Source organism: Streptomyces sp. NPDC049541 (assembly GCF_044465725.1).
GTDB lineage: Bacteria > Actinomycetota > Actinomycetes > Streptomycetales > Streptomycetaceae > Streptomyces.
In genome coordinates this window covers 43,285-68,137 of record NZ_JBITLY010000002.1, presented here as the reverse complement: position 1 = coordinate 68,137, position 24,853 = coordinate 43,285, and the positions used below count along the sequence as shown (strand labels likewise).

Here is a 24,853-nt window from a genome sequence, read left to right as displayed (position 1 = left end):
CCTAGTCGGCCCGGTACACGTCCAACCGCCCGCACATCCCGAACTTCCCCCGTGCCGAGGGCAGCTCGGCCCTGACGACGGCCTCCGCGAGATGGCCGACGTCGCCCCTTTCCAGGCGGTCGAGCTGATCCCCCGTGGCTGCGGCGGCCGCCTCCGCGCCCTGCCGCCAGCGTTCGCGCCACTCGGCGAGCCGGGGGCGTACCAGTGCCGCGGCGGCGCGGTGGAAGGCGGCCAGTGGCTCGGGGCCGTCCGCCTCGCGCAGGGCCCGGTAGCCCTCCAGGGCGAGGTCTCTCCGGGCGCGGGCGAACCGCTCCTGCTCCTCCTCCGGCACATCCGTCGGAATCCTGGTCGCGGCGGCGTACGTCTCCGCGTCGCTCAGGTACCGCGGCGGCAGCGTCAGGACCGCGTCGCCCGCCTCCGGCAGACCGCTGTTCTGCATCAGCACCGTGATGCGCAGATCGTCCTCGTTGACCAGGCGGTGGATGGTGCCCGGTGTGAACCAGGCGACCGTGCCGGGCACGAGGGGCGTGACCTCGTACCCGGACGACGTCAGGGTCTGCACCGCACCCCGGCCGCCGGTGACGACGTACGCCTCCGAACAGGTCAGGTGCATATGGGGAGTTCCGCCGCAGACACCGTCGACGGCCGGCCAGTCGTAGACGGACAGATGCGAGACGGCGACCGAGCCCGGCAGTCCCGTGAACTCCCCTGTGCTCACCACGGATGCGCCTCCAGGTACTTGGTGATCTCCCCCCGCTCCCACGATCCGTCGGCCACCACGATCCGGTAGCGGCGGGTGAGGGTGTCGCCGGGAGCGAGTTCGAGTTCGTCGTAGAACGCCCAGGACGGGGCGACGGCGGCGAACGGCTCGTTGCGTACGAACCAGTGGGCGGGGTGGGTGCCCCGCTCGCCCAGGTGGTCGTTCTCGGGAGCGTGGGCGAAGACGAGGGTCGCGTGGCCGTCGCTGCCGTCGTGTTCGCCCGAGAAGGCGAGCCACGGCGCCTGCTCGCCCATCAGGCCGGGGCCCTCGGCGTCGGGGCCGATGATCCGGCCGTCACGGAAGGCGCGCGGCCCGCGCCAGAACAGGCCGGTGTAGCCGGCCATCTCTCGCCCCGCGGTGGTCGGGCTGCCGAAGCACAGCGGCTCGTCGCGGCGGTTGGTGACGGCGCTGGTCCAGGTCAGCGCCCAGGAGCCGGACTCCGCGTCCACGTCGTGGATCTCGATACGACGCTCCTCGTCGGCCCACAGCTCCCCGCTGTACGGGTGCCAGGTCAGCCGTTCCGCGATCACTGCGCGGTCGTCGTGCACCGCCACCTCGTCGAAGGCCACGTGCGCCATCGAGCCGACGCGTTCGGGCAGTTCGAGGTAGCCCTCGCCGTGGACGTAGGAGTTGCCGCCCCAGAGGTTGGCGCCCGACAGGTGCGAGGCCGTCAGCTGCAGGCCCTTGTGCCAGCGGTGGTCGTTGGGCCGGTAGTCGGTGACGACGTCGCCCGCCAGGGTGCGCAGCGGGTGGATGTACGGCTTCGGGGACTCCCAGGCCGCTTCCGGGGCGTACACATAGCTCAACAGCTCGACGCCACCGGCCCGTTCGCTGACCGTGATGCGGTCGCCGTGGGCGTGCACGACCCGCAGCCCGGTCATGCGGACACCTCCTCGGCCGCCACGGGAGCAGCGGGTGCCCAGCCGGGCGCACCGCCGTGCATCGCCGCGTGGAACGGGTCGCCGGGGCCGATCTCGCCGGCCCTGACCGTGGTGTCCGTGAAGGCCGCCTTGTAGATCGCGGCGATCAGCTCCAGGCTGGTGCGCCCGTCGGCGCCGCTGCTGCGCGGGCGCTCCCCCGCGCGCATGCTCGCGACCAGCTCCCGCAGCTGCTCCAGGTGCGAGCTGGGCACGTCCGCGCCGAAGTCCTGCCAGGCGGCGGCCTCCTCGCCGGGCACGCCGGGGGCCGGGGTGATGCGCCAGTTCGCGTTGGAGTGGCCGTAGAGGTGGGTGAGCTCGACCGTGGCGCGCTCGCAGTCGATGCGGATGCGGCTGACCTCGTCGGGGCTCAGCACGCTGTTGACGACCGTCGCCAGCGCCCCGTTCTCGAAGCGGATCAGGGCGGTGGAGACGTCCTCGGTCTCCACGTCGTGGACCAGGCGCCCGGCCATCGCCCGCACCTCGCTCCACGGGCCGAGCAGGTCCAGCAGGAGGTCCATCTGGTGGATGCCGTGGCCCATGGCGGGACCGCCGCCCTCGGTCGCCCAGCGGCCGCGCCAGGGCACGGCGTAGTAGGCGGTGTCGCGGTACCAGGTGGTCTGGCAGTGCGCGACCAGCGGCCGGCCCATGGCCTGCTCGGCGAGCAGCCGGCGTACGTGCCGGGACGCGGAGCCGAACCGGTGCTGGAAGACGATCGACGCGTACGGGCCGCCGTCCTTGCCCTCCTCGGCCTCCACCGCGTCGTAGTCGGCGAGGGTCGGCACCGGCGGCTTCTCGCACCACACCCACGCCCCGGCGCGCAGCGCGGCGACGGTCTGCTCGCGGTGCAGCGTCGGCGGGGTGCAGATGCTCACCAGGTCGGGGCGCTGCTCGCGCAGCATCTGCTCCAGGTCGGTGTAGGCGTGCGGGATCCCGGTCGCCCGGCAGAACTCCTCGACCGCGGTGGCATCGATGTCGACGGCGGCGACGACCTCCGTCTCGCCCTCCTCGGCGAGCCTGGCCAGCGCGGGCAGGTGCGAGCCCCGCCCGATGGCGCCGGTGCCGATGACGGCGGCCCGGATGCGCCGGCCGGCGAGCGGGGCGGCGGGGGCCCGGGAGGTCCCGGGATGGGTCTCGGACGTGGACATGGACCTGATCAGCACTCCTCCGGGATACGAAAAGCTACGAGGAGGAGCAGCGTCAGCAAGCGCTTTCTCCTCCCAGAAACGTAAGCTCCGCCCCCACACCTGGTCAACCACCCGCCCCCCAGGGCCGCCGACTGCCCCGAAACCCCTGTGCCGGGCCTGTCGGCGCCGGAGGTTAGGCTGCCCTGCACACCCGTGATCACGACGCCCGCCGGCGTGACCTCCCGTCGCGCCTGCCACGATCAGCACTTGGACGCCGTATCCCCATGTCTTGGTTTGAATCCCTCATCCTCGGACTCGTCCAGGGGCTGACCGAGTTCCTCCCCGTCTCCTCCAGCGCGCATCTGCGGCTGACCGCCGCCTTCTCCGGCTGGAAGGACCCCGGCGCGGCCTTCACGGCGATCACGCAGATCGGCACGGAGGCCGCCGTGCTGATCTACTTCCGCAGGGACATCGGGCGGATCGTCGCGGCCTGGGCGCGCTCGCTGGTGAACAAGGGGATGCGCCGCGACCACGACGCGCAGATGGGCTGGCTGGTGATCGTCGGCTCGATCCCGATCGGCGTGCTCGGGCTGCTGTTCAAGGACCAGATCGAGGGCCCGTTCCGCGATCTGCGGATCACCGCGACGATGCTGATCGTCGTCGGTGTGGTGATCGGCATCGCCGACCGGCTCGCGGCACGCGACGAGACGGGCGGCCGGCACCGGGCGCCCAAGCAGCGCAAGAAGCTCGAGAACCTGGGCGTGAAGGACGGCCTCGTCTACGGCCTGTGCCAGTCGGCGGCCCTCATCCCGGGTGTCTCCCGCTCCGGAGCCACCATCAGCGGCGGCCTGTTCATGGGCTACCGGCGCGAGGCCGCGGCCCGCTACTCCTTCCTGCTCGCCATTCCCGCAGTGCTGGCCTCCGGTCTGTTCGAGACCAAGGACGCGCTGGAGAGCGGCCATGTCGCCTGGGGCCCCACGCTGTTCGCGACGGTGATCGCCTTCGCGTCCGGGTACGCCGTCATCGCCTGGTTCATGAAGTTCATCTCGACCAAGAGCTTCATGCCCTTCGTCTGGTACCGCATCGCGCTGGGCATCGTCATCATCGCCCTGGTCACCGCGGGCGTACTGAGCCCGCACGCGGCGGAGTCGGCGGGCTGACCACGGCCCGCCGTGCCGGCGGCAGTGCGGACCTCAACGCTCCGCCTCGACACGGAAGTTGCAGCTCCGGGCGGTGCCGCGAAAATCCGTGACCAACGACATACGTCATGGGTAGCCGACCGGTAGCGCAGTGTCAGTGCTTGCCCCTAGGCTTGTGCGCATGTCCCCCCATTCCTCAACCCCTGGTTCCGTGCGCTCCGCCGCCGAGGTCAACGAGCAGATCCGTGCGCTGTGGATGCGCGCGGGCGGCTCCCTGTCGGCCCAGGAGCGCGCGGAGTACGAGCTGTTGGTGATCGAGTGGGCGGCGGCGATCCAGAGCGACGTCATCGAGGCGGCCTGACGCGGGAGGCGTCCTCCTCCGGGCCTCACCGGGCCGGGGCGGCGTACTGCCTGACGAGTTCGTACGACCGCAGGCGCGCGGCCGTCGCGTGGACCGGTGTGACCAGCATGAGTTCGTCCGCGCGGGTCACCTCCACCAGGCCCGCCAACTGCTTCGCGACGAAGCCCGGTTAACCGCGGGCCTGTTGGCGCGGAAGCCGGCCAGTGCCCGCTCTTCCTCCACGGTGAACGAATGGGCGGCCGCCTCCTCGGGAGTGGGGAAGGGGATGTCGCCCCGCCCCTTGAGCAGACCGGCCCTGACGACATCCATCGGGCCCGCCAGCCGGGCCGCCTCCTGCTGCGTCTCGGCGCACACCGCTTCCACGCAGACCAGCACCCGGGGGCGCTCGCACCAGCGGGACGGCGAGAAATGCGCCCGGTAGTGATCGAGTGCGGCGAGGGTGTTGTCCGGGCGAATGTGGTGGGCGAAGGCGATCGGCAGTCCGAGTTCCGCGGCGAGCGCCGCACCGGCCGTACTCGAGGCAAGCAGCCACGGCTCCGGGAGCGGGCCGAGCGCGACCTCGTCCAGCAGGAACCGCAGGGGCGCCGCCACGTCGTCCCGGTACTCGTCGTCCGTCGTCGGCCCGGCCCCGCGCCGCAGGGCCCGCGCCGTCGGCTCGTCGAGGGTGCCCGGGCCGCGGCCGATGCCCAGGTCGATCCGGCCGGAGTGCAGTGCGGCGAGCGTGCCGAACTGCTCCGCCAGCATGAGCGAGCCGTGGTCCGGGGCCAGCACTCCCCCGGAACCGAGGCGTATGGACGAGGTCAGCGCGGCCGCGTGCGCGGTCAGCACCACGGGCGGGAACGCCCCGATGGCCGGGGAGTGGTGGTGCTCGGCACACCAGAGACGCAGGTAGCCGAGGTCTTCGATGCGCCGGGCGAACGCGCCGGTGTCCCGTAACGTGTCCGCGGCCCGGGCGCCGGACTGGATCATCGCCACTTGGAGCGCGCCGACAGGAACGGTGATCATTCGGTCAGTACAGGAATCGCCGGTCGGCACCCGGACGTGCCGGACGTGGAACGGCGGGCGCGGGCAAGGAAGTTGGACGGCGCCGGCAACGAAACGTGTGTCGTCGCCGCACACCCCTTGGCCCGGCACGTCCCATGCCCAACACTGAGCCGATGACGCAGCGCGTGGAGCTCGCGACCGTGATGGACCGGCTGGCCGTCGACGAAGTCGTCACCGACTACGCGGCGGCCGTGGACGACGGTGACTGGACGGCCTACTTGGGGCTGTTCACGCCCGACGGGCGCGCGGACTACCGCTCGGCCGGCGGCATCGAGGGGGGTGCCGGGCAGGTCGCCGCGTGGCTTGCCGAGAGCATGCTGCTGTTTCCGATGCGGCAGCATCTGATCGTCAACCGACGGGTGTGGTTCGGGATGCTGGAGCAGGACATCGGCGACACCGCACGCGTACGGGCGGACTACGTCAATCCGATGCGGTTCGCGGCGGACGGGGAAGGAGCGGCCGTTCCCGACTTCGTGTGCGGCGGCCGGTACGCCTTCGGGCTGCTGCGGACGTACGAGGGCTGGCGGCTGCGCGAGGTCGTCGTGGAGGAGAAGTGGCGGCGCCTTCCCGAGCCGCGGGTGGCGCCCGCGGCCGAGTGATCCGGGGCCGTCTGTCCACGGTCGCCGAAAGAACGCACACTGGAGCCACCACCGGGTAGGGAGGAGCCGTATGAAGACCTTCGGTCAATGGCTCGCTTCCCCGTGGCGGCGCTCGACGATCGCCGCCCTGGCGGGGGCCCTGCCCGTGTTCGCGTTCCCCGCCCCTTCGCTGTGGTGGTTCGCCTACGTCGCCCTGGTTCCCTGGATCGTGCTGGTCCGCTCCGCGCCCACCGGTAAACGGGCCGCCTGCGACGGCTGGTGCGGCGGGTTCGGCTACATGGTGGCCGTGCACCACTGGCTGCTGCCGAGCCTGAACGTGTTCATCTTCCTCATCGCCGCGCTGCTGGGCGCGCTGTGGGCGCCGTGGGGCTGGCTGGTGCGGCGCTTGTTGGGCGGGGAGCCCGGGACCGGGACCGGCGTGGCAGCTCTCTTCGTGCTGCCGTCGGCCTGGCTGATGGTCGAACTCGTGCGTTCCTGGCAGGGGCTGGGTGGCCCGTGGGGCGTGCTCGGCTCCAGCCAGTGGCAGGTGGAACCCGCGCTGCGGCTCGCCTCGGTCGGCGGGGTGTGGCTGCTCAGCTTCCTGGTGGTGGCCGTCAATGTCGCCGTCGCAGGCCTGGTGTGGCCACGGGTCGGGGGTGTGCCACCTGCCACCGTGGTCTGGGTTCCGGCCATGGCGGGCCTGGTCGCGACGGCCGCCGCGACCTCGGCGGCCTGGGTGTGGTCACCGCGTCCGGACGTCGACGGCCGGACGCGGATCGCCGTGGTGCAGCCGGGCGTCATCGACGGCCCCGACAAGCGCTTCGACCGCGAGGAACAGCTCACCCGCCGGCTCGCCGGGCAGCACCCGGACCTGATCGTCTGGGGCGAGAGCAGCGTCGGATTCGACCTCGGGCAACGCCCCGACCTGGCGAACCGCATCGCGGCCCTGTCCCGCGAGACGGGGTCCGACATCCTGGTCAACGTGGACGCCCGGCGCTCCGACAAACCCGGCATCTACAAGAGTTCGGTGCTCGTCGGACCGGACGGTCTGACCGGCGACCGCTACGACAAGATGCGGCTCGTGCCCTTCGGCGAGTACATCCCCTTCCGTTCGGTGCTGGGCTGGGCGACCTCCGTCGGCAAGGCGGCGGGAGAGGACCGCAGGCGCGGCTCGGAACAGGTCCTGATGAACGTCGGACACGGGCTGCGCATCGGCCCGATGGTCTGCTTCGAGTCGGCGTTCCCCGACATGAGCCGCCATCTCACGCAGGACGGCGCCGAGGTGCTGATAGCCCAGTCGGCGACGTCGACGTTCCAACAGAGCTGGGCGCCCGAGCAGCACGCCTCGCTGGCCGCACTGCGGGCCGCGGAGACCGGGCGGCCGATGGTGCACGCGACGCTGACAGGGGTGTCGGCCGTGTACGGGGCGAGCGGGCAGCGGCTCGGGTCCTGGATGGGGACGAGCTCCAGCGCGGCAGCGGTATATGACGTTCCGCTGGCCCACGGCACCACCCCGTACGTCCGCTACGGCGACTGGCCGGTGCACGGCGCCCTGCTGATCCTCGCCGTCTGGTGCGCGGCCGAGGGCGCGCGGGCGGTCCGGCTCAGGCGGCCCGGTCCTCAACCGCACGTACCACCCGCTCGCACAGTTCGTGAGTCGCCAGTGCGTCCCGGGCGCTGAGCACCTTCCCCGCCCGTACGGCGTCGAGGAAGGCCAGCACCGCCTGTTCGATGCCGCGCTGCCGGGCCACCGGCACCCAGTCGCCGCGCCGCCGCACGGTCGGCTGGCCCTTGTGGTCGATCACCTCGGCGAGGTTGAGGACCTGCCGCTTGGTGTCCTGTCCGGACACCTCGAGGATCTCCTCCGCCGAACCGCTGAGCCGGTTCATCACGCCCAGCGCGGTGAATCCGTCCCCGGCCAGCTGCAGCACCACATGGTGCAGCAGACCGCCCTCCACGCGCGCGCGTACCGTCACGTCGTCGACGGGCCCCGGTACCAGGAAGCGCAGCGTGTCCACGACGTGGATGAAGTCGTCGAGGATCATCGGGCGCGGCTCCTCCGGCAGCCCGATGCGGTTCTTCTGCATGAGGATCAGCTCGCGCGGGTGCTCGGCGCACTGTGTGTACCCGGGCGCGAAGCGCCGGTTGAAGCCGACCGCGAGCGAGACCTCGCGCTCCTCGGCGAGCGCCACCAGCCGCTCGGACTCGGCGAGTTCGTAGGCGAGGGGCTTGTCGACGTAGGTGGGCACGCCCGCCTCCAGCAACCGGGTCACGATCTCCGGGTGGGTGAGGGTGGGCGCGTGCACGAAGGCGGCGTCGAGGTCCTGGGCGAGCAACGCGTCCAGAGTGGCGTGCCGGTGGTCCACCGGCAGATGCAGGCTGTCGCCGACCCGGTCGAGCGTGGCGGGCGTACGCGTGTGCAGCTGCAGTTCGATCCCGGGCAGGCAGGCGAGCACCGGAAGGTAGGCCTTCTGCGCGATGTCACCGAGTCCGATGCAGCCGACCTTCACGGGGTGGTCTCCTCTGGCGAGTGTCTGCCGGGTCCTGCCGGAAGCATACGGCTGCCGCGGCGGCCACCGTCCGGCGAGGGAAACGAAGCTGCGCAGGAGGAGCGCCGGCCGCGCCTTGGCAGTGCGGCGGTGGCGGTGGCGGTGCTGCGTACGTGCGCGGCGGTCGTCGAGCAGGGCGACCCGGGCAGCGGCTGGGCGAGATGGTGCGTGCCGTGGCGCAGGGCGTCCTCGGGTCCGGTGGCGGCGCGGACCGAGCGCGGCGCCCACCTCGGCGGAGTGATCCCGTCCGCGGCACGACCGGGCCGCCGAAAACCCGTGGTGTGTTCGGTTGCCGTGGGGAAAGGATGCGGTCATGACGACCGAGCGCCGCGAACCCCCGACCACCGCCGACGAACGCACCATGCTGGACGGCTGGCTGGACTACCACCGCCAGACTCTGGCCTGGAAGTGCGAGGGCCTGACCGACGAGCAGCTGAAGACGGCCGCCGTGGAGCCCTCCGCACTGTCCCTGATGGGGCTGGTGCGGCACATGGCCGAGGTGGAGCGCTCCTGGTACCGACGGGTCCTCGCGGACGAGGACGCGGGCCCGATCTACTTCACCGACGAGGACCCGGACGGCGACTTCCATCTCACCGAGGCCGACACCTGGGCGGAGGCCTACGCCACCTGGCAGGCCGAGATCGAGGCCGCCCGGCGCAACGCGGCCCGCTTCGCCCTGGACGACATCTCCAAGGGCAGGCACCGGCGCACCGGCGAGCGCTTCAACCTGCGCTGGATCCACACCCACATGATCGAGGAGTACGCCCGGCACAACGGCCATGCCGACCTGCTCCGCGAACGCCTCGACGGCAGCACGGGCGACTGACGTCACCCGGAGCGCGCCCCCGGCCCCCGTACGGGGCGGGAGATCACCCGCGCGGGGCATCCTTCGCCCGGACGCCGCCCCCGGGGCCGCCCGACCCGACATCGTTGCGCGGGTGCATCGAACGACGACCACCGCAACGCTCCTGGTCACCGTGGCCGTCTCGGCCCTCGCCGGCTGTGTGACGATCGAGCGCCCGCCCGTGTCCGGCCCGCCGCCCGCAGCGTCCCCGCCGTCGGCGCCGTACCCGGACGACCAGGGGACTCCGCAGATCGTGGAGGCGCCGGCCCGTGAGGCGCTGGAGCGGACCGCTCCGTCCGGGCGGCCGGAGCGCAAGGCTCCCGAGCGGCAGGAGCGGCCGGCCGCGCAGCCGCCTCACCCGCACCCGCGGCCCCGTCCCGGGCCGCCGCACCCGGAGCCCGGGCACCACGGGCGGCCGCGCGTCGAGATCCCCGACGTGCCCAGGCCGCTCCCGAAGCAGACGGACGTGTGCGCCCTCGGCCGGACGTACGGGGGCTGGCGGCCCGACAGCCCGGAGGCGGTCATCTGCAGACAGGCGTACGGGCGTTGAGGCGGCCGTAGCCGCCGCGGACACGCTCTACGGCCGCTGCCGTGGCGGCCCCCACCGGCCGTCGCCGTCCGGGCCCCGCTCCCCCAGTCGCAGCTCCAGCCGCCCGATCGCCGCCCGCACCCCGTCCCCGTAGCTGTCGTCCGCCAGCGCCTCGGCCGCGCTGCGGGCCTGGCGCAGATGGGTGCGGGCGGCGCCGCTGCGGTCGAGCTTCACATAGTCGGCCGCCAGGTTCAGATGCAGCGAGGGGTAGAGGGCGCGCACCGCCAGGGTTCCCTCGTGTTCCGCGAGGCGGTCGTCCGTGAGTTCCTCGGCCGCGGTCAAGGCCCGAAGGTCCCATGCCAGTTCGTCCGCGGGGTCGTCCTGGGTGTCGGCCATGTAGTGGGCCAGCGTGCAGCGGTGCAGCGCGTCGCCGTGCTCGCCGATCTCCGCCCACAGCTGGAGGAAGCGGTGCCGGGCCTCCTCGCGGTCGCCCGCGTGATGCAGCATGACGACCTGCCCGATCCGCGTCATCACGGCGTCCGGCGCCGCCTGCTCCTGTCCGTTGGCCACCGCGTCCTCCGCACACACTCGCCGGCTGGTCGGCTGTCCCGACCGACGCTAATCGCCGCCCGCGGCAATCCCGGTCAGGCGGCACCGGGCCGATTCGGTGCGGAACCGGCCCGGCGGGGTGGTCAGCCCAGATTCGGGATGGCCCAGTCGATGGGCTGGTGCCCCTGGAGGGCCACGGCCTCGTTGATCTGCGTGAAGGGGCGGGAGCCGAAGAACTTCTTCGCCGACAGCGGGGAGGGGTGGGCGCCCTTGACCACCACGTGCCGGGTCTCGTCGATCAGCGGGAGCTTCTTCTGCGCGTAGTTGCCCCACAGCACGAAGACCGCCGGGTCGGGCCGGTCGGCCACTGCACGGATCACGGCGTCGGTGAACCTCTCCCAGCCGCGGCCCTTGTGCGAGTTGGCCTCGCCGCCGCGCACCGTGAGCACCGCGTTGAGCAGCAGCACGCCCTGCTGGGCCCAGGGCATCAGATAGCCGTTGTCCGGGACCGGCAGGCCGAGCTCCTCCTTCATCTCCTTGTAGATGTTGCGCAGCGACGGCGGGGTTCTGACGCCCGGACGGACCGAGAAGCACAGGCCGTGGCCCTGTCCTTCGCCGTGGTACGGGTCCTGGCCGAGGATCAGGACCTTCACCTGGTCGTACGGTGTGGCGTCCAGCGCGGCGAAGACCTCCTCGCGCGGCGGGTACACGGGACCCTTCGCCCGCTCCTCCTCGACGAACTCCGTGAGCTCCTTGAAGTAGGGCTGCTGCAGTTCGTCGCCCAGGACCCCGCGCCAGGACTCGGGCAGCATGGCGATGTCGGTCACGTCAACTTCCTTACGATGTGCGGTAAACCGGGTGCGGTCGCTTCCAGGATCAGAACCTACAGGCGACCACTGACAACGGCCCCGCGCTCCCCGAAAGCCACCGCCTACCAGCTGGTCTTTCGGGACAGCTCCCCCATCAGCATGATCGTCGACGGGTCCAGCGCCTGCTCCGCCCCGGAGATGTCCTCGCTCGCGGCCACGTACTGCTTGCCCTGCCACAGCGGCAGCAGCCGCGCGTCGCGGACCAGGATCTGCTGGGCCTGCTCGAAGTCGGAGACCACGTTCGCGCGGTCGCTCTCGCTGCGGGAGCGGGGCAGCAGCTTCCCGGTGATCTCGGGCGCCGGATAGGGCGTGCCGAGCGCGTTCTGGTTGCCGACGAACGGCGCGATGAAGTTGTCGGGGTCCGGGAAGTCGGGGAACCAGCCGCGCCCGAACACCGGGTACTCGCCGTTCTGGTAGCCCTTCACATAGGTGTTCCAGGGGCGGCTCTTCAGGGTGATCGTGAACAGGCCGGAGTCCTCCAGCTGCTGCTTGATCTCCGCGAACTCCAGCTTGGTGGAGGAGCCGTAGCGGTCGGTGGTGTACCAGAGCGTGAGCGGGACGCGCTGCGTGATACCGGCGTCGGCGAGGATCTTGCGGGCCTTGGAGGTGCTGGGGCTGCCGAAGTCGTCGAAGAAGTCGGTGGTGTGCCCGGTCAGGCCCTTGGGGATCATGGAGTACAGCGGCTCGACGGTGTCCTTGTAGACCTTGTGCGCGATCGCGCCGCGGTCCACGAGCTGGGCGATCGCCTTGCGGACGGCGAGCTTGCCCGCCCAGGGGTCCTTCGGGTTGAACACCAGGTAGTTGATCTCGATGCCGGAGCCCTCGATGAGCTGGAGGCTCCCGCTCGCGTCATGACGTTGCAGGTCGACGATGTCGTTCGAGTTGAGGCCGCGGAAGGCGACGTCGAGCTGCTTGTCCTTCAGCGCGGTGACCATGGTGGACGAGTCCTGGAAGTAGCGGATGGTCACCGCGTCGTTCTTGCGCTCGGCGTAGCCCTTGTAGGTGTCGTTCCTGACGAGCTCGGCCTTCTTGCCGTCCTGGTACGACTGGAGGGTGTACGGCCCGGAGCCGTCGATGCTGTCGCCCTTGCGCAGGGATCTCTCGGGGTACTCCGCGGGGTCGACGATCGACATGGCGGGGGTGGCGAGCACGAACGGGAAGGTGGCGTCGGGCTTGTTGAGGTGGAAGACGATCTCCCGGTCGCCCAGCGCCTGCACCCGGGCGAGGCTGCCGAGCAGTCCGGCGGGCCCGCCGTTGACGTTGATCTTCAGGATCCGGTCGATGGAGTACTTGACGGCCTTGGCGTCGAGCGAGTGCCCGTTGGAGAACTTCAGGCCCTCGCGCAGCTCACAGGTGTACGTCGTGTTCGAGCTGTCGGAGAAGCGGCAGCTGTCCGCCGCGTCCGGCTGCGGGGTGGTCGCTCCGGAGGGGTAGCTGAGCAGCGTCTGGTAAATGTTGCGGAACAGTTCCCAGGACTGGTCCCAGGAGGCGGCGGGATCCAGTGTGCTGGGCGCGCTGGTCGTCCCGACCACGATGGGGCCCTTGCCGTCGGAGGAGTCCGCCGAGAGGACTCCGCATCCCGCCACCAGCGACGATATGGACGCGATGGCCGCCGCCTGCCACAGGCCTCGGTTCCGGTTGAACACGCGCTCGCTCCTCGATCTGCCGTACCAAGGGTCGGCAGACCATACCGCAGTGTCACGAGGGTTGAACCCGGTCGGTACAAGGGCCTTGATCAGCTTCTTTATGACGACGTTGTCATTCCGCCGTACCTCTCCTGTGCGACGACAAGGGCGCCGTTTCCGTCAAGGAAACGGCGCCCTTGTGCGCCCGATCGTTACGAATGCAACCGCTTGCCTCAGGCGACGCCGGCGTTGAGGAAGATGCCGCCGTCGACGACGAGCGTCTGCCCGGTGACCCAGGCGGACTGCTCGGAGGTGAGGAACGCGGCGGCGCCGCCGATGTCGGAGGGCACGCCGAGCCGGGCCAGCGGGTAGGCCGCGGCCGCCTCCGCCTCCCGGCCCTCGTACAGGGCCTTGGCGAACTGGGTCTTCACCACGGCCGGGGCGATCGCGTTGACCCGCACCTTGGGCGCGAACTCGTGCGCCAGCTGCTGGGTCAGGTTGATCAGCGCGGCCTTGCTGACGCCGTACGCGGCGATGAAGGGCGAGGGCGCGAGGCCCGCGACGGAGGCGATGTTGACGATCGCGCCGCCGTTGTCCTTCTGCCAGGCGTGCCAGGTCTTCTGCGCGAAACCGAGCGCGGAGATCACGTTGGTCTCGAAGACCTTGCGGGCCACGTCCAGGTCGAGGTCGGCGATGGGGCCGAACACCGGGTTGGTGCCGGCGTTGTTCACCAGGTAGTCGACGCGGCCGAAGGCCTCCATCGTGCGCTCGACGGCCTCGGACTGGTGCTCCAGGTCGTGCGCCTTGCCGGCGATGCCGATGACGCGCTCGGCGCCCAGCTTGTCGACGGCCTCCTTGAGGGCGTCCTCGTTGCGGCCGGTGATGGCGACGCGGTCACCACGGGCGACGAGCGCCTCGGCGACGCCGTAGCCGATGCCTCGGCTGGCGCCCGTGACGAGGGCGACCTTGCCGGAGAGGGCGGGCAGTTCAGTCATGGTGCGTGATCTCCTAGTCGAGCGGTCCGCCGGCGACGTACAGCACCTGGCCGGAGACGAAACCGGCCGCCTCGCCCGTGAAGAAGGCGATGGCGTTGGCGATGTCGTCCGGCTCGCCGACCCGGGCCACGGGGATCTGGGTGGCGGCAGCGGCCTTGAAGTCCTCGAAGCCCATGCCCACGCGCGCGGCGGTGGCGGCGGTCATGTCGGTGGCGATGAAGCCGGGGGCGACGGCGTTGGCGGTGATGCCGAACTTGCCGAGCTCCTTGGCGAGGGTCTTGGTGAAGCCCTGCAGGCCGGCCTTGGCAGCGGAGTAGTTCACCTGGCCGCGGTTGCCGAGCGCCGAGGACGAGGACAGGTTGACGATCCGGCCGAAGCCCGCGTCCACCATGTGCTTCTGGACGGCCTTCGACATCAGGAAGGCGCCGCGCAGATGGACGTTCATGACGGTGTCCCAGTCGGAGACGCTCATCTTGAACAGCAGGTTGTCGCGCAGCACGCCCGCGTTGTTGACGAGGATCGTCGGCGCGCCCAGCTCCTCCACGACCCGCGCGATCGCGGCCTCGACCTGCGCCTCGTCGGAGACGTCCGCGCCGACCGCGAGGGCCTTGCCGCCCGCCGCGGTGATCTTCTCCACGGTGTCCTTGCAGGCGGCCTCGTCGAGGTCGATCACGGCGACCGCGCGGCCCTCGGCGGCCAGTCGTACGGCGGTGGCGGCGCCGATGCCGCGCGCTCCGCCGGTGACCACAGCGACCCGCTGCTCAGTGGTGGACATTGCTGCTTCTCCTCGCCCTCGAGAAAGTACGCCCGCTTGAAAGTACGTCCGTCGTCAGTGCGCCCGCTCGGTGAGCGACCGCTTAGTACCTTCGGCAGACGTGACGCTAGAAGGCCTGGCACTCGGTGTCAACGGCACGCGGCGCGGGTGTGATCCATTACCTCACCAGCAGCTCGAGCAGGCGCTCCGTCTCGGCCGCCGGATCGGCGGTGAGCCCAGTGTGCACCGGCCCGGGCTGGAGGACCGTGGAACGCGGCGCAATCAGCCATCTGAAGCGCCGTCCGGCGTCGTCGCCCGCGGCCTGGCCGGCCGCCTCCCCGCCGCCGCACACCCGCTCGACGGCCCCGAGGGCGGCCCGGATGCCGGCCACGTCCGCCCGCGGGTCCAGGGCCAGGAGCCGCGCCTCGTCGAGGTGGGTGCGGGCGCCGACGTAGGCCTTGGCGCGGCAGTAGACGAGCACTCCGGCGTTGATGCACTCGCCGCGCTCCACCCGCGGTACGACGCGCAGCAGCGCGTACTCGAAGACGTCCCGGCCGCCGCCCTGGCCGCCGCGGATGATGTGCCGCTCGACCACCGAGCCGGCCATGTGGATGTGGCGCTCGCTCACTTGCCCCCCTCGATTCCGGTGACGCGCTCGTGGACGACGGCGGCCCGGGCCAGCAACGGCCGCGCGTAGGCCCGCCGGAGGTCGTCCGGGGTGTCGAAGCCGGGTTCACCGGCCAGCCAGACGTCCGGGATCTCGGCGGTGACCTCGGCGAGGAGTTCCTCGGTGACGCGGGGCGCCAACTCGGCGGCGGCGCCCGCGAGATCGGGGGCGAAGCGGGCGAGGGCGTGGTCCGAGGCGTCGTAGGAACGGCCCGCGGAGGCATCGGCGCCCGGCCAGTTGTGGTGCCAGATCATGGTGGCCCCGTGGTCGATGAGCCACGGATCGCCGTGCCACATCAGCAGGTTGGGGTTGCGCCAGGAGCGGTCGACGTTGTTGACCAGGGCGTCGAACCAGACGATCCGGCCGGCCTCTTCGCGGCTCACCGTGAAGGCGAGCGGGTCGAAGCCGAGGGCGCCGGAGAGGAAGTCCATCCCGAGGTTGGTGCCGCCGCTGGACCGCAGCAGGTCCTGCACCTGCTGCTCGGGTTCGCCGAGTCCCAGCACCGGGTCCAGGTCGACCGTCACGAGCCGCGGTACCCGCAGGCCGAGTCGGCGGGCGAGTTCGCCGCAGACGACCTCGGCGACCAGGGTCTTGCGGCCCTGTCCCGCGCCGGTGAACTTCAGGACGTAGGTCCCGAAGTCGTCGGCCTCGACGAGTGCGGGCAGCGATCCGCCCTCCCGCAGGGGCGTGATGTAGCGGGTCGCGATCACTTCCTTGAGCATCGCCCCAGGTTACTGGCCGACAGCGAAACGACAGCTCTGGCTTACCGCCCCCTGATCCCGAACCCGTCAAGCTCTCGACGTCGTCTGAACAACCCTTGCTCGGCGACCGTACCCCTGGACAGATCTTCGAAGCCTGCATGGAAGGGAACGTCAGCATGACCAGCGAACCGCTCCATCCCGTTCCGGCACCCGGCCGCCGTACCGTCGTGGCGGCGGTGGGCGCGACGGGGCTCGCCGTCGCGCTGACCGCGTGCGGATCGGACAACGGGTCCTCGGACTCCTCGTCCTCCAACACCGAGGCGGGCGCCGACGCGAGCGGCGGTGGCTCCGGCGCGAGCAGCAGCGCCTCGTCCGGCTCCGGCGGCGGCACCGCGCTGGCCAAGACGGCTGACATCCCGGCGGGCGGCGGCAAGATCTTCAAGGAGCAGGGCGTGGTGGTCACCCAGCCGACGGCCGGCACGTACAAGGCGTTCTCGTCGAAGTGCACGCACCAGGGCTGCGCGGTGTCCGAGATCTCCAACGGCGTGATCATCTGTCCGTGCCACAAGAGCGAGTTCTCCGTGACCGACGGCAGTGTGAAGAAGGGTCCCGCGACCCAGCCGCTGCCCGCCGAGAAGATCACCGTGAGCGGGGACTCGATCACGCTGGCGTGATCCGCCTGCGCGGGGGCCGCTTGAAGCAGCCCAGGACCTCGTCGGTGGTCACGACCGTGGCGACCAGTGCGAGGGTGTGGCGGATCATCGCGGAGGTGTACTCCGAGGGCACTCCCGCGATGGCGTCGGACGGCACGACGGCGGTGTAGCCGCGGTTCACCGCGTCGAACACGGCGTTCGGGATCGCCACATTGGCCGAGACCCCGGTCACGACCAGGGTGCGGCAGCCCAGGTTGCGCAGCAGCGCGTCGACGTCGGTGCCCTGGACCGGGGACAGTCCGTGGAGCCGTCGTACGATCAGGTCCGCCTCGGTGACCTCGATCGGGGCGGCGACGCGCACCGCCTTCGTACCGGACAGCTGCTGCACGGGAAGGCGTTCGGCGGCGCGGAAGAGGCGGGCGTTGCGGCTCGCCCCGCGGCCGTCGGGGCGGCGCTCGGCGATGGCGTGGACGACCTGGATCCCGCTCTCGTGCGCGGCCGCCACCAGCCGGGCGACGTTGGCGAGGGTCCCCGAGGAGCGTGCTTCGCGGGCGAGTTGGGGCAGCGCGCCGTCCGGGCCGACGACCCCCTGCTGGCACTCGACGGTCAGCAGCACGGTGGTCGCCGGGTCGAGGAGTTCGCTGAGCTGTTCGTACGACGGCACGGTTCCCCCTGGTCGGCGGCGGTCCGGAGCGGGCGAGCGTAACGGCCATTGCGTACGGGCGGAAGACGTCCCATCCTTTTCAGACCGTCCTTTTCTGACGTGATGTCAGAGGATCACTGGAGTTCCTCTGACACGACGTGAGAGAAGAGGGGGCCGCATGACCGTCACTCAGCGTCGGGGCCGGAAGATCATGATGACGCCCGGTGAGCTGGACGAGTTCCTCGTCACCCAGCGCACCTGCCGGGTCGCCACGGTGTCCGCGGGTGGAGCGCCGCACGTCAGCACGTTGTGGTTCGCCTGGGACGGCACCTCGATGTGGCTGTACTCCGTCGTGCGCAGCAAGCGCTGGACCGATCTGCGGCGCGATCCGCGGGTCGCGATCGTGGTCGACACCGGCGAGGAGTACGACGAGCTGCGCGGCGTCGAGCTGTCCGGAACGGTGGAGTTCGTGGGCGAGTTCCCCCGCATCGGGGAACTGTGCGCCGAACTCGACGTCCCGGAGACCCTGTTCGCGCGCAAGAACTTCAACCTGGAGGAGATGCCGCACGACGGCCGGCACGCCTGGGTGCGGTTGACCCCGGAGAAGATCGTGTCCTGGGACTTCCGCAAGCTGGGTCCGGCCTAGGCCACCTCGCGCCCTGCGTCCTGAAGCGCCTCCACCGCCGCCCGGATCGACGGGCGGCGGTCGGCGTCCGCACGCCAGACGGCGTAGACCTGGCGCCGCACCGACTGCCGCACGGGGACGGCCCGCACCCCCTCCGGAAGCGGTCCGCGCCCCAGCCTCGGTGCCACGCACACCCCCAAACCCGCAGCGGCCAGCGCGAGTTGAGTGGGGTGCTCCTCGGCGCGGTGGGCGACGCGCGGCTCGATGCCCTTGGAGCGCAGGGTGTGGATCAGCCACTCGTGGCAGAACTCGTTCTCACCCCAGGTGATCCACTCGTCGTCGGCGAAGTCCTCCAGGTCCACCTCGGTGCGGTCCGCGCAAGGGTGGTCGACGGGCATCGCGATGTCCGCGGTGTCGTCGAGGATGACGGCCTTGACCAGCCCGTCGGGCATGGGCAGCGGTCTGTTGTACCAGTCCAGGACGACGGCGACGTCGAAGTCGCCGCGCATCACGGCGAGGACGGCGGGTTCGGGCTCCGTCTCCCGCGAGGTGACGCGCAGTCCGGGATGCGCCTTGCGCAGCTGGGACAGCGCGGTCGGGAACAGACCCCGTGCGGCGGTCGGGAACGCCGCCAGCCGCAGCTCCCCCACCGCCTCCCCGCGGTGCGCCTCCAGGTCGGACTGGGCGAGCTCGACCTGCGACAGGATGCGGGCCGCGTGCTCGGCGAGCAGCCGGCCCGCGTCCGTGAGCCGCACGCCCCGCCCGTTCTTGGCCAGCAGCGGCTGCCCGACCTCCCGCTCCAGCTTGGCCAGTTGCTGGGAGACGGCCGAGGTCGTGACATGCAGCCCCTCGGCGGCACCGCTGACGGAGCCATGCCGGGCGAGGGCGTCGAGGGTGCGCAGACGCTCCAGATTCAACATGTAAGCAATGCTACGAGGTACCGCATGCAAATTCTCGATTGTGCTACGAGATGGCGTGCATCATCGTTGCGCCCATGAGCCTCACCGCACCCCACAGCCGCCCGGCCCTCGACTGGCGTCTGCGCTTCGGCGCCCTCTCGCTGATCTGGGGATTCAGCTTTCTGCTCATCAAGGTGGGCACCGAGGGTTACGCCCCCTTCCAGGTCACGCTCGGACGGCTGGTGTTCGGTACGACAGTGCTCGCGGCAGCCATGGCGGTGAAGCGGGAGCGTCTGCCGCGCGGGGCACGCACCTGGGGGCATCTGGCGGTGGCCGCGTTCCTGCTCAATGCGCTGCCCTTCTCCCTGTTCGCGTACTCGGAGCTGACCATCCCGTCCACCCTGGCCGGCATCTGCAACGCCACCTCACCGCTGTGGGGCATGGTGCTCTCCCTGGTCGCGCTGTCCGAGGACCGGCCGACCCGCGTGCGGGTGGCGGGGCTCGGCCTCGGTTTCCTGGGCGTTCTGACGGTCCTCGGTGCCTGGCAGGGCTTCCACGGGCTGGACGCCACCGGCACGGCGATGGCGCTGCTGGCCTCGCTCAGCTACCCCGTCGGCTGGATCTACGTCCGCCGTACCCTGGCCGGGGCGGGCCACTCCCATCTGTCCATGACGGGGGCTCAGTTGCTGCTGGCCGCGGTGCAACTGGGTGTCGTCACGCCGCTGTTCACCTCGCTTCCGGCGCGGTTTCCGCTGGTGCCGCTGATTGCCGTCGCCGCGTTGGGGGTGCTGGGGACGGGGCTGGCGATCCTCATCCAGTACGGACTGGTGGCCGAAGTCGGGCCCACCACGGCCCAGATGGTCACGTACTTCATTCCGGTGATCGCCACGGCTGCGGGGGTTGTTGTTCTCGGGGAGTCGTTGCGGTGGTCCACTCCCGTGGGGGCGGTGATTGTTCTGGCGGGGGCTGCACTCACGCAGGCGCGGACTCGTGGGGGTTCAGGTGCGCCTCATGGGAAGGAGGTTGAGGAGGGTGTGCGGGTGCGGGCCGTCGGTGGCTGGTCGCGCCCACGCGGCGGAGCCGCACATTGATACAGCCCCGCGCCCCTGAAGGGCGCGCCCCCGCCTAGACGTAGCTTCGGGTCGGCGAGGGGCCCAGGGCCCTGGCGATCGCGTCCGCCAGGAGGTTGACCTCCTCCGGCGCCAGGGTCGCGACCGTGACGCGGATGCCCGGTGGGGCGCTCATGCGGAAGCGGGCGCCCGGGGCGACCGCCCAGCCGGCGTGGAGGAGGGCGGCCACCGCGGTGGTTTCGTCGGGGACGGGGATCCAGACGTTCAGGCCGGTGCGGCCGTGGGCCTCGACGCCGCGTCGGGCGAGGGCGTCGATCAGGAGGTCGCGGCGGGTGCGGTAGGCCGCCGCGACCGCGCGGGTGTCCAGCGCTTCGTCGGCCCACAGCCGTACCACCGCCCGCTGGATGAGGTGGCTGACCCAGCCGGGGCCGAGGCTGTGCCGGCCGCTCACCCGGTCGACCGTGGTGGTGTCGCCGGTGAGGACGGCGAGGCGCAGGTCGGGGCCGTACGCCTTGGCGACCGAGCGCACGAAGGCCCAGTGCCGGGTGTGGCCGGCCAGGGGGTGCAGCGGGAGGTCGACGATGCCGTGGCCGTGGTCGTCCTCGACGAGGAGGATCTCCGGGTGGTCGCGGAGCACGGCGCGCAGGGCACGCGCGCGCGTGGCGGTCACCGCGGCGCCGGTCGGGTTCTGGGCGCGGTCGGTGACGATCAGGGCGCGGGCGCCGGCCCTCAGGGCCCGTTGCACGTCATCGGGGAGTGGACCCTCGTCGTCGACTCCCACCGGGGCCGTGCGCAGGCCGAGCGCCGGGACGAGGTCGAGCAGACTGCCCCAGCCGGGGTCCTCCACGGCGACGGTGTCGCCCGGTTTGAGATGCGCCGCGAGCACGCGCTCGATGGCGTCCAGGGAGCCGGAGGCGACCGTCAGCGGTCCCTCCGGCACCCCGTCGGCGTCCAGGTCCGCGCGCGCGATCCGCTCCAGCTCCGGTTCGACCAGGTCGTGTCCGTACAGCACGGGCTCGCGGTCGCCCCGCTCGCCCACGGCCGCGAACACCTTCGCCAGCGAGGGCAGCAGCACCGGGTCGGGGTTGCCGTTCGCCACGTCCCGCACACCGGCGGGCACATCCATCCGGACGTGGTCGCGTCCCGTGGTGGCGGGCTTGGGCCGCACCCTGCTGCCGCGCCGCCCGGACGTCTCGATGACCCCACGCTCCCGCAGGATCCGGTACGCGGACGCGACCGTGTTCGCGTTCACGCCCAGCTCGGCCGCCAACTCCCGCATGGGAGGCAGAAGTTGCCCCGGCTCCAGCTCGCCGGACCCCACCGTTCGCTCGACGCTCGCCGCAATCTCCGCTGCGCGTCGCCCTTCGATCCGATATCCTTCTAGCACAAAACTTATTTTGCACTAGTGCAATGGAGAGCGCAATGCAGGGGACCCAGCAGCAGCCGACGTCGCACCCCGCCGCCTACACGCCGACCGACCGCACCGTCCCCACCCGCTCCGCGGACCGGGCTTCGTACGACAAGGAGCTGGTGCACGCGATACTCGACGAGGGTTACGTCTGCCATCTGGGCTTCGTGCGGGACGGGGCACCGGTGGTGCTCCCCACGCTCTACGGGCGGGTCGGCGACCGGCTGTATGTGCACGGCTCGACGGGTTCGCGCCCACTGCGCATGACCGGCAAGGCCGACCCGGGGCTCGCCGTGTGCCTGACCGTCACGCATGTGGACGCCCTGATCCTGGCCCGCTCGGCCTTTCACCACTCGATCAACTACCGGTCCGTGGTGGTGCACGGCATCGCGCACGACGTGACCGATCCCGAGGAGAAGCGGGCCGCCCTGGACGCCCTGGTCGACCACGTCGTACCGGGCCGGGCGGCCGACTCCCGGCCGGCGAACAAGAAGGAGCTGGCCGCCACCGCCGTGATCCGCCTCGACCTGAACGAGGTCTCCGCCAAGCTCCGCACGGGCGGGGTGAACGACGAGCCCGAGGACCTGGCCCTGCCGCACTGGGCCGGCGTCGTCCCGCTGCGGAAGGGGTACGAAACCCCGGTGCCGGACGCCGACCTGATCCCCGGCATCACGCTCCCCGAGTACCTGGCGGTGCCGTGATGCTGATCCACCCGTGGGACGCGGCTCGTGACGACGCCGAGTGGCAGCAGTGGCTGGGCTCGCACGACTTCGGGCAACTCGCCGTCAACGGTCTGCCGGGAGAGCCGCCGCACGTGCAGCCGCTGCACTTCGCCTACGACGCCGAGCGCGGCGAGGCCGTCACGCACCTCGCCCGCCCCAACCCCCTGTGGCCGGCGCTGGAGGCGAACCCGGACGTCCTGCTGAGCGTGGTCGACGACTACGTGTACGTGCCCGGCCCCTGGCAGGCCCCACCGGACGCCCCGCCCGAGCACGGCGTCCCGACGAGTTTCTACACCGCGGTCCAACTCCGCTGCACGGCCCATGTCGTGGACGATCCGGCCGAGAAGGCCGCCCTGCTCAACCGCCAGGTCGGCCACTTCCAGCCCGAGAGCGGTTCCGCGTCGGCGGCGGTGGACGAGGAGCCGTACGGCAGGTTTCTCTCCGGCATCCGCGGTCTGCGGCTCGAAGTGGTCTCCGTACGGGCGAAGTTCAAGTACGCGAGTCACAAGCCGGAGCAGGTCCAGGACCGGCTGGTGGCGGAGCTCGCCGCGCGGGGCGGCTCCCGCGACGCGGCTGCCCGGGAGCACCAGCTGCGGCGGCGAGGGGTGTGGTCGGGGGCCCGGTGACGCGCCTGCTCGACGACCGTGGAAGGGGGCGGGGTCCGGTTACCGGCCCGCCCCCTCGGCCTCACACCGGCACCGGATCCTCCGCCACCGTGCCGCGTGCCTCCGCCAGTGCCAGCCCGGCCACCGAGCCCAGCATCAGCAGCGTGCCCGCGAGGGTGGCCGGAGTGAGCCGCTCGCCGAGCAGCGCGACCGCCAGGACCGCCGCGCCGACCGGTTCCAGAAGCATGATCACGGATACGGTGGCCGACCGGACGGCCGCCGCACCCGCGAAGTAGAGGCCGTAGGCGAGAGCTGTGGGGACGGTGGCGAGGTAGGCCAGCAGCCACACCGTCAGGGCGGGGTGGGCCGTGTGCGGGACGATCCCCTCGGCCAGGGCGAACGGCAGCAGACAGAGGCTGGTGACCGCGAACGCCTCCACCGACGTACTGGACGCGTCGACCTCACCGCCCCTGCCCCACCAGCGTGTGAACAGCGTCAGCGCGCTGTACCCGGCCGCGGACAGCAGGGCGAACAGCACACCCGACAGGCGCACGGTCGCTCCGCCTCCACCGAGGACGAGCACGCCCAGCCCCGCGAGGGCCCCGGCGACGGCGGTCAGACCGCCGCGGCCCAGCCGCTCCCCCATCGTCAGCCGGGCACCCAGCGCGATGAGCACCGGGCCGGTGCCGAGCGTGACGACGGTGGCGACGGCGAGGCCGGTGGCGGACACGGCCGCGAAGTAGGCGGTCTGGAACACGGCGAGCCCGACGCCGCAGACACCGGCCCGAAGCGCCCTGCGACGAAGCGGTTCGCATACGGCGGCCCGTCCGCGCGGACGCAGCAGACGGGCGACGAGCAGCAGGACGAGGCCGGCCGCGCAGCGCCAGAAGGAGAGCGCGGCACTGCCCATGTCACTGGCCCGGTAGACCAGGGAGGCGGTCGCGCCCGCGGTGCCCCAGGCGGCACCGGCGACGATCAGATAGCACAGGCCTCGCCCGACGGGCAGGCCGGAAGCAGCATTCGACGACACGAAGGTCTCCGCAGAAGTTTCGGAAGGGACCCGGCATCGGCCGGGCCGTGGACTTCTTCTGCGGGCAGCACCGTTCAGCCCGGCACCGGGCCGGGCGTTGACTCCGGAGGGCCCGCCTCAGGCGGCCGGAGGCGGAAGAACGAGTGCGTTCGAATGCATGATCACTACCCTAGGCGGCGCTTTCGCGAGAGGACAACCGCCTTTACGGGCGCCCCCTCGCCACCGGCCGCCAGGGGCCTCTTCGCAGGCGTCGACGACTGGGCGATGAACGCGCCCACCAGCACGACCACACCACCGACGATCTGCGGTGCCGACAGGTGCTCGCCCAGCAGCACCCAGGCCAGGACCGTGGCGACGACCGCTTCGAGAGAGGCCACGACGCCCGCCACCTGCGGGGAGAGCAGGCGCACGGACACCACGCCGGTGACGTAGGCGAGGACGGTGGAGATCAGGACGATCCAGGCCAGCAGGGCGACAGCGGCGACCGGGGTGCCGTTCATCCGCACGGTGCCGGTCAGCACGGACCAGTGCATGGTCCAGGGGCGGACCAGGACGCTCAGGACGAGCGCGCCGATCAGCAGGCCGTAGGCGATGACGCCGAGCGGGTCGGGCGCGTCGTCGCCGGCGTCGCTGTCCTGGTCGGACAGGACGAAGTAGCCGACCTGACAGCAGGCGGCGCCGAGCGCGAGCACCAGGCCGACGGCGTCGAAGCTCAGACCCGACCAGACCTCGACCACACAGGCGAGCCCGCCGACCGCGAGGACCACGCCGAACACGGCGGCGCGGGTCACCGGCCGCCGCTGCACGAACCGCACCCAGCCCAGGATCAGGGCGGGCGCGAGGTACTCGATGAGCAGTGCGACGCCGACGGGTATCCGGGAGAGCGCCCCGAAGTAGCAGGCCTGCACACCGGCCACCGCGAGCAGTCCGAAGCCGGCGAGCAGCGCCGGGCGGCGGCGCAGCAGTGGGCGGTGGCGCACGGCGACCGGCAGCATCACCAAGGCAGCGCCCGCCACCCGCAGCCACACCACGTGAAGCGGGTCCAGTCCCGCCTCGATCAGGGGCTTCGCCGCGACCCCGGATCCTCCGAAGGCGACCGCGGAGCCGAGGGCGAGTCCGAGTCCGACACGTTTGCCGGGGCCGGCCTGGCTGCTTTCCGAGGTGTGCACGGGCCCATGATGACAGGCGAG

27 protein-coding genes and 1 pseudogene are annotated in these 24,853 nt (G+C 71.5%); 11 read left to right on the top strand and 17 right to left on the bottom strand.

Annotated elements, in window-relative coordinates; genetic code table 11:
* Nucleotide 1 precedes the first annotated feature (1 nt).
* From ACIBW9_RS07545 to ACIBW9_RS07535, 3 genes are read right to left on the bottom strand one after another with little or no spacing between them, the layout of a single operon-like run.
* Complete coding sequence (locus ACIBW9_RS07545) at nt 2-721, bottom strand: cupin domain-containing protein (RefSeq protein WP_398952262.1); 720 nt, start codon at nt 719-721, stop codon at nt 2-4.
* Nucleotides 715-1,641, bottom strand: coding sequence for a PmoA family protein (locus ACIBW9_RS07540; protein WP_398952260.1), 927 nt, complete (start codon nt 1,639-1,641; stop codon nt 715-717). Before ACIBW9_RS07540 ends, ACIBW9_RS07545 begins: the two co-directional genes overlap by 7 nt.
* Nucleotides 1,638-2,825: a Gfo/Idh/MocA family protein gene (locus tag ACIBW9_RS07535; RefSeq protein WP_398952258.1), complete on the bottom strand. Its 1,188-nt coding sequence runs from the start codon at nt 2,823-2,825 to the stop codon at nt 1,638-1,640. Before ACIBW9_RS07535 ends, ACIBW9_RS07540 begins: the two co-directional genes overlap by 4 nt.
* A 263-nt stretch (nt 2,826-3,088) precedes the next feature.
* Here ACIBW9_RS07535 and ACIBW9_RS07530 point away from each other — a divergent pair, with 263 nt between their 5' ends.
* Both ACIBW9_RS07530 and ACIBW9_RS07525 read left to right on the top strand, forming a co-directional pair.
* Entirely contained in the window at nt 3,089-3,964 is an 876-nt protein-coding gene (locus ACIBW9_RS07530) for an undecaprenyl-diphosphate phosphatase (protein WP_398952256.1), read from the top strand.
* A 160-nt stretch (nt 3,965-4,124) separates the two neighbouring features.
* Nucleotides 4,125-4,304, top strand: a complete 180-nt coding sequence (locus ACIBW9_RS07525; protein WP_030927711.1) for a hypothetical protein — start codon at nt 4,125-4,127, stop codon at nt 4,302-4,304.
* Between the two features lie 25 nt (nt 4,305-4,329).
* Here ACIBW9_RS07525 and ACIBW9_RS07520 read toward each other — a convergent pair.
* Nucleotides 4,330-5,309, bottom strand: a pseudogene (locus ACIBW9_RS07520) (MsnO8 family LLM class oxidoreductase).
* Nucleotides 5,310-5,461: 152 nt separating this feature from the next.
* Between ACIBW9_RS07520 and ACIBW9_RS07515 the strand changes: the two are divergent.
* Nucleotides 5,462-5,947, top strand: coding sequence for a nuclear transport factor 2 family protein (locus tag ACIBW9_RS07515; protein WP_398952254.1), 486 nt, complete (start codon nt 5,462-5,464; stop codon nt 5,945-5,947).
* Nucleotides 5,948-6,017: 70 nt separating this feature from the next.
* Nucleotides 6,018-7,607: an apolipoprotein N-acyltransferase gene (lnt, locus tag ACIBW9_RS07510; protein WP_398952252.1), complete on the top strand. Its 1,590-nt coding sequence runs from the start codon at nt 6,018-6,020 to the stop codon at nt 7,605-7,607.
* Here lnt and ACIBW9_RS07505 read toward each other — a convergent pair.
* Complete coding sequence (locus tag ACIBW9_RS07505; protein WP_398952250.1) at nt 7,531-8,436, bottom strand: Gfo/Idh/MocA family protein; 906 nt, start codon at nt 8,434-8,436, stop codon at nt 7,531-7,533. The two genes, lnt and ACIBW9_RS07505, sit on opposite strands and share 77 nt — an antisense overlap.
* Nucleotides 8,437-8,788: 352 nt before the next feature.
* On the opposite strand from ACIBW9_RS07505, the gene ACIBW9_RS07500 reads away from it, so the two are divergent.
* Nucleotides 8,789-9,301, top strand: a complete 513-nt coding sequence (locus tag ACIBW9_RS07500) for a DinB family protein (RefSeq protein WP_398952249.1) — start codon at nt 8,789-8,791, stop codon at nt 9,299-9,301.
* Nucleotides 9,302-9,413: 112 nt separating this feature from the next.
* A complete protein-coding gene (locus ACIBW9_RS07495) occupies nt 9,414-9,869 on the top strand; it encodes a hypothetical protein (RefSeq protein ID WP_398952247.1) in 456 nt (151 codons plus the stop codon).
* Nucleotides 9,870-9,896: 27 nt separating this feature from the next.
* Here ACIBW9_RS07495 and ACIBW9_RS07490 read toward each other — a convergent pair whose 3' ends face one another.
* From ACIBW9_RS07490 to ACIBW9_RS07460, 7 genes are all read right to left on the bottom strand, one after another.
* On the bottom strand, nt 9,897-10,418 hold the full coding sequence (locus tag ACIBW9_RS07490; RefSeq protein WP_398952245.1) for a hypothetical protein: 522 nt from the start codon (nt 10,416-10,418) through the stop codon (nt 9,897-9,899).
* A gap of 122 nt (nt 10,419-10,540) precedes the next feature.
* Nucleotides 10,541-11,224 (bottom strand): uracil-DNA glycosylase, encoded by a 684-nt coding sequence (ung, locus tag ACIBW9_RS07485; RefSeq protein ID WP_398952243.1) that lies wholly within the window; start codon nt 11,222-11,224, stop codon nt 10,541-10,543.
* 104 nt (nt 11,225-11,328) lie between these two features.
* The gene (locus ACIBW9_RS07480; RefSeq protein ID WP_398952241.1) at nt 11,329-12,912 is read right to left on the bottom strand and encodes an ABC transporter substrate-binding protein; all 1,584 of its coding nucleotides are present in this window, start codon (nt 12,910-12,912) and stop codon (nt 11,329-11,331) included.
* 212 nt (nt 12,913-13,124) lie between these two features.
* Entirely contained in the window at nt 13,125-13,886 is a 762-nt protein-coding gene (locus ACIBW9_RS07475) for an SDR family oxidoreductase (protein WP_398952239.1), read from the bottom strand.
* A gap of 13 nt (nt 13,887-13,899) precedes the next feature.
* Nucleotides 13,900-14,661: a 3-oxoacyl-ACP reductase FabG gene (fabG, locus tag ACIBW9_RS07470; protein WP_344399191.1), complete on the bottom strand. Its 762-nt coding sequence runs from the start codon at nt 14,659-14,661 to the stop codon at nt 13,900-13,902.
* Between the two features lie 157 nt (nt 14,662-14,818).
* Complete coding sequence (locus tag ACIBW9_RS07465; RefSeq protein WP_398952237.1) at nt 14,819-15,268, bottom strand: DUF3037 domain-containing protein; 450 nt, start codon at nt 15,266-15,268, stop codon at nt 14,819-14,821.
* A complete protein-coding gene (locus ACIBW9_RS07460) occupies nt 15,265-16,029 on the bottom strand; it encodes a HipA family kinase (RefSeq protein WP_398952235.1) in 765 nt (254 codons plus the stop codon). Before ACIBW9_RS07460 ends, ACIBW9_RS07465 begins: the two co-directional genes overlap by 4 nt.
* Nucleotides 16,030-16,184: 155 nt before the next feature.
* On the opposite strand from ACIBW9_RS07460, the gene ACIBW9_RS07455 reads away from it, so the two are divergent.
* Nucleotides 16,185-16,682, top strand: a complete 498-nt coding sequence (locus ACIBW9_RS07455) for a Rieske (2Fe-2S) protein (RefSeq protein ID WP_398952233.1) — start codon at nt 16,185-16,187, stop codon at nt 16,680-16,682.
* On the opposite strand, the gene ACIBW9_RS07450 is transcribed toward ACIBW9_RS07455, so the two are convergent.
* Nucleotides 16,669-17,325 carry a cysteine hydrolase gene (locus ACIBW9_RS07450; RefSeq protein ID WP_398952231.1) on the bottom strand — a complete coding sequence of 219 codons (657 nt, stop codon included), beginning with the start codon at nt 17,323-17,325 and terminating at the stop codon, nt 16,669-16,671. The genes ACIBW9_RS07455 and ACIBW9_RS07450 overlap by 14 nt on opposite strands.
* A gap of 157 nt (nt 17,326-17,482) precedes the next feature.
* Between ACIBW9_RS07450 and ACIBW9_RS07445 the strand changes: the two genes are divergently transcribed.
* Nucleotides 17,483-17,950, top strand: coding sequence for a pyridoxamine 5'-phosphate oxidase family protein (locus ACIBW9_RS07445; protein ID WP_398952229.1), 468 nt, complete (start codon nt 17,483-17,485; stop codon nt 17,948-17,950).
* Here ACIBW9_RS07445 and ACIBW9_RS07440 read toward each other — a convergent pair.
* On the bottom strand, nt 17,947-18,849 hold the full coding sequence (locus ACIBW9_RS07440; RefSeq protein WP_398952227.1) for a LysR family transcriptional regulator: 903 nt from the start codon (nt 18,847-18,849) through the stop codon (nt 17,947-17,949). The genes ACIBW9_RS07445 and ACIBW9_RS07440 overlap by 4 nt on opposite strands.
* A 74-nt stretch (nt 18,850-18,923) precedes the next feature.
* Between ACIBW9_RS07440 and ACIBW9_RS07435 the strand changes: the two genes are divergently transcribed.
* The gene (locus tag ACIBW9_RS07435) at nt 18,924-19,919 is read left to right on the top strand and encodes a DMT family transporter (protein WP_398952226.1); all 996 of its coding nucleotides are present in this window, start codon (nt 18,924-18,926) and stop codon (nt 19,917-19,919) included.
* A gap of 34 nt (nt 19,920-19,953) precedes the next feature.
* On the opposite strand, the gene ACIBW9_RS07430 is transcribed toward ACIBW9_RS07435, so the two are convergent.
* The gene (locus ACIBW9_RS07430; RefSeq protein WP_398952224.1) at nt 19,954-21,285 is read right to left on the bottom strand and encodes an aminotransferase class I/II-fold pyridoxal phosphate-dependent enzyme; all 1,332 of its coding nucleotides are present in this window, start codon (nt 21,283-21,285) and stop codon (nt 19,954-19,956) included.
* Nucleotides 21,286-21,320: 35 nt separating this feature from the next.
* On the opposite strand from ACIBW9_RS07430, the gene ACIBW9_RS07425 reads away from it, so the two are divergent.
* Both ACIBW9_RS07425 and ACIBW9_RS07420 read left to right on the top strand, forming a co-directional pair.
* Nucleotides 21,321-22,007, top strand: a complete 687-nt coding sequence (locus ACIBW9_RS07425) for a pyridoxamine 5'-phosphate oxidase family protein (RefSeq protein ID WP_398952223.1) — start codon at nt 21,321-21,323, stop codon at nt 22,005-22,007.
* Nucleotides 22,007-22,654, top strand: a complete 648-nt coding sequence (locus ACIBW9_RS07420; protein WP_398952221.1) for an FMN-binding negative transcriptional regulator — start codon at nt 22,007-22,009, stop codon at nt 22,652-22,654. The genes ACIBW9_RS07425 and ACIBW9_RS07420 overlap by 1 nt, the downstream gene beginning before the upstream one ends.
* 61 nt (nt 22,655-22,715) lie before the next feature.
* Here the strand turns inward: ACIBW9_RS07420 and ACIBW9_RS07415 are convergent, their stop codons facing one another.
* Together ACIBW9_RS07415 and ACIBW9_RS07410 are read right to left on the bottom strand one after the other, a co-directional pair.
* The gene (locus tag ACIBW9_RS07415; RefSeq protein ID WP_398952219.1) at nt 22,716-23,663 is read right to left on the bottom strand and encodes a DMT family transporter; all 948 of its coding nucleotides are present in this window, start codon (nt 23,661-23,663) and stop codon (nt 22,716-22,718) included.
* Nucleotides 23,664-23,827: 164 nt separating this feature from the next.
* Nucleotides 23,828-24,832: an EamA family transporter gene (locus ACIBW9_RS07410; protein WP_398952217.1), complete on the bottom strand. Its 1,005-nt coding sequence runs from the start codon at nt 24,830-24,832 to the stop codon at nt 23,828-23,830.
* Nucleotides 24,833-24,853: the final 21 nt, after the last annotated feature.

Coding starts and splice junctions, on each gene's coding strand:
- ACIBW9_RS07540 (WP_398952260.1), bottom strand. CDS start 1,641: ATGACCGGGCTGCGGGTCGTGCACGCCCACGGCGACCGCATCACGGTC.
- ACIBW9_RS07535 (WP_398952258.1), bottom strand. CDS start 2,825: ATGTCCACGTCCGAGACCCATCCCGGGACCTCCCGGGCCCCCGCCGCC.
- ACIBW9_RS07530 (WP_398952256.1), top strand. CDS start 3,089: ATGTCTTGGTTTGAATCCCTCATCCTCGGACTCGTCCAGGGGCTGACC.
- ACIBW9_RS07525 (WP_030927711.1), top strand. CDS start 4,125: ATGTCCCCCCATTCCTCAACCCCTGGTTCCGTGCGCTCCGCCGCCGAG.
- ACIBW9_RS07515 (WP_398952254.1), top strand. CDS start 5,462: ATGACGCAGCGCGTGGAGCTCGCGACCGTGATGGACCGGCTGGCCGTC.
- lnt (WP_398952252.1), top strand. CDS start 6,018: ATGAAGACCTTCGGTCAATGGCTCGCTTCCCCGTGGCGGCGCTCGACG.
- ACIBW9_RS07500 (WP_398952249.1), top strand. CDS start 8,789: ATGACGACCGAGCGCCGCGAACCCCCGACCACCGCCGACGAACGCACC.
- ACIBW9_RS07475 (WP_398952239.1), bottom strand. CDS start 13,886: ATGACTGAACTGCCCGCCCTCTCCGGCAAGGTCGCCCTCGTCACGGGC.
- fabG (WP_344399191.1), bottom strand. CDS start 14,661: ATGTCCACCACTGAGCAGCGGGTCGCTGTGGTCACCGGCGGAGCGCGC.
- ACIBW9_RS07460 (WP_398952235.1), bottom strand. CDS start 16,029: ATGCTCAAGGAAGTGATCGCGACCCGCTACATCACGCCCCTGCGGGAG.
- ACIBW9_RS07455 (WP_398952233.1), top strand. CDS start 16,185: ATGACCAGCGAACCGCTCCATCCCGTTCCGGCACCCGGCCGCCGTACC.
- ACIBW9_RS07445 (WP_398952229.1), top strand. CDS start 17,483: ATGACCGTCACTCAGCGTCGGGGCCGGAAGATCATGATGACGCCCGGT.
- ACIBW9_RS07440 (WP_398952227.1), bottom strand. CDS start 18,849: ATGTTGAATCTGGAGCGTCTGCGCACCCTCGACGCCCTCGCCCGGCAT.
- ACIBW9_RS07435 (WP_398952226.1), top strand. CDS start 18,924: ATGAGCCTCACCGCACCCCACAGCCGCCCGGCCCTCGACTGGCGTCTG.
- ACIBW9_RS07425 (WP_398952223.1), top strand. CDS start 21,321: ATGCAGGGGACCCAGCAGCAGCCGACGTCGCACCCCGCCGCCTACACG.
- ACIBW9_RS07420 (WP_398952221.1), top strand. CDS start 22,007: ATGCTGATCCACCCGTGGGACGCGGCTCGTGACGACGCCGAGTGGCAG.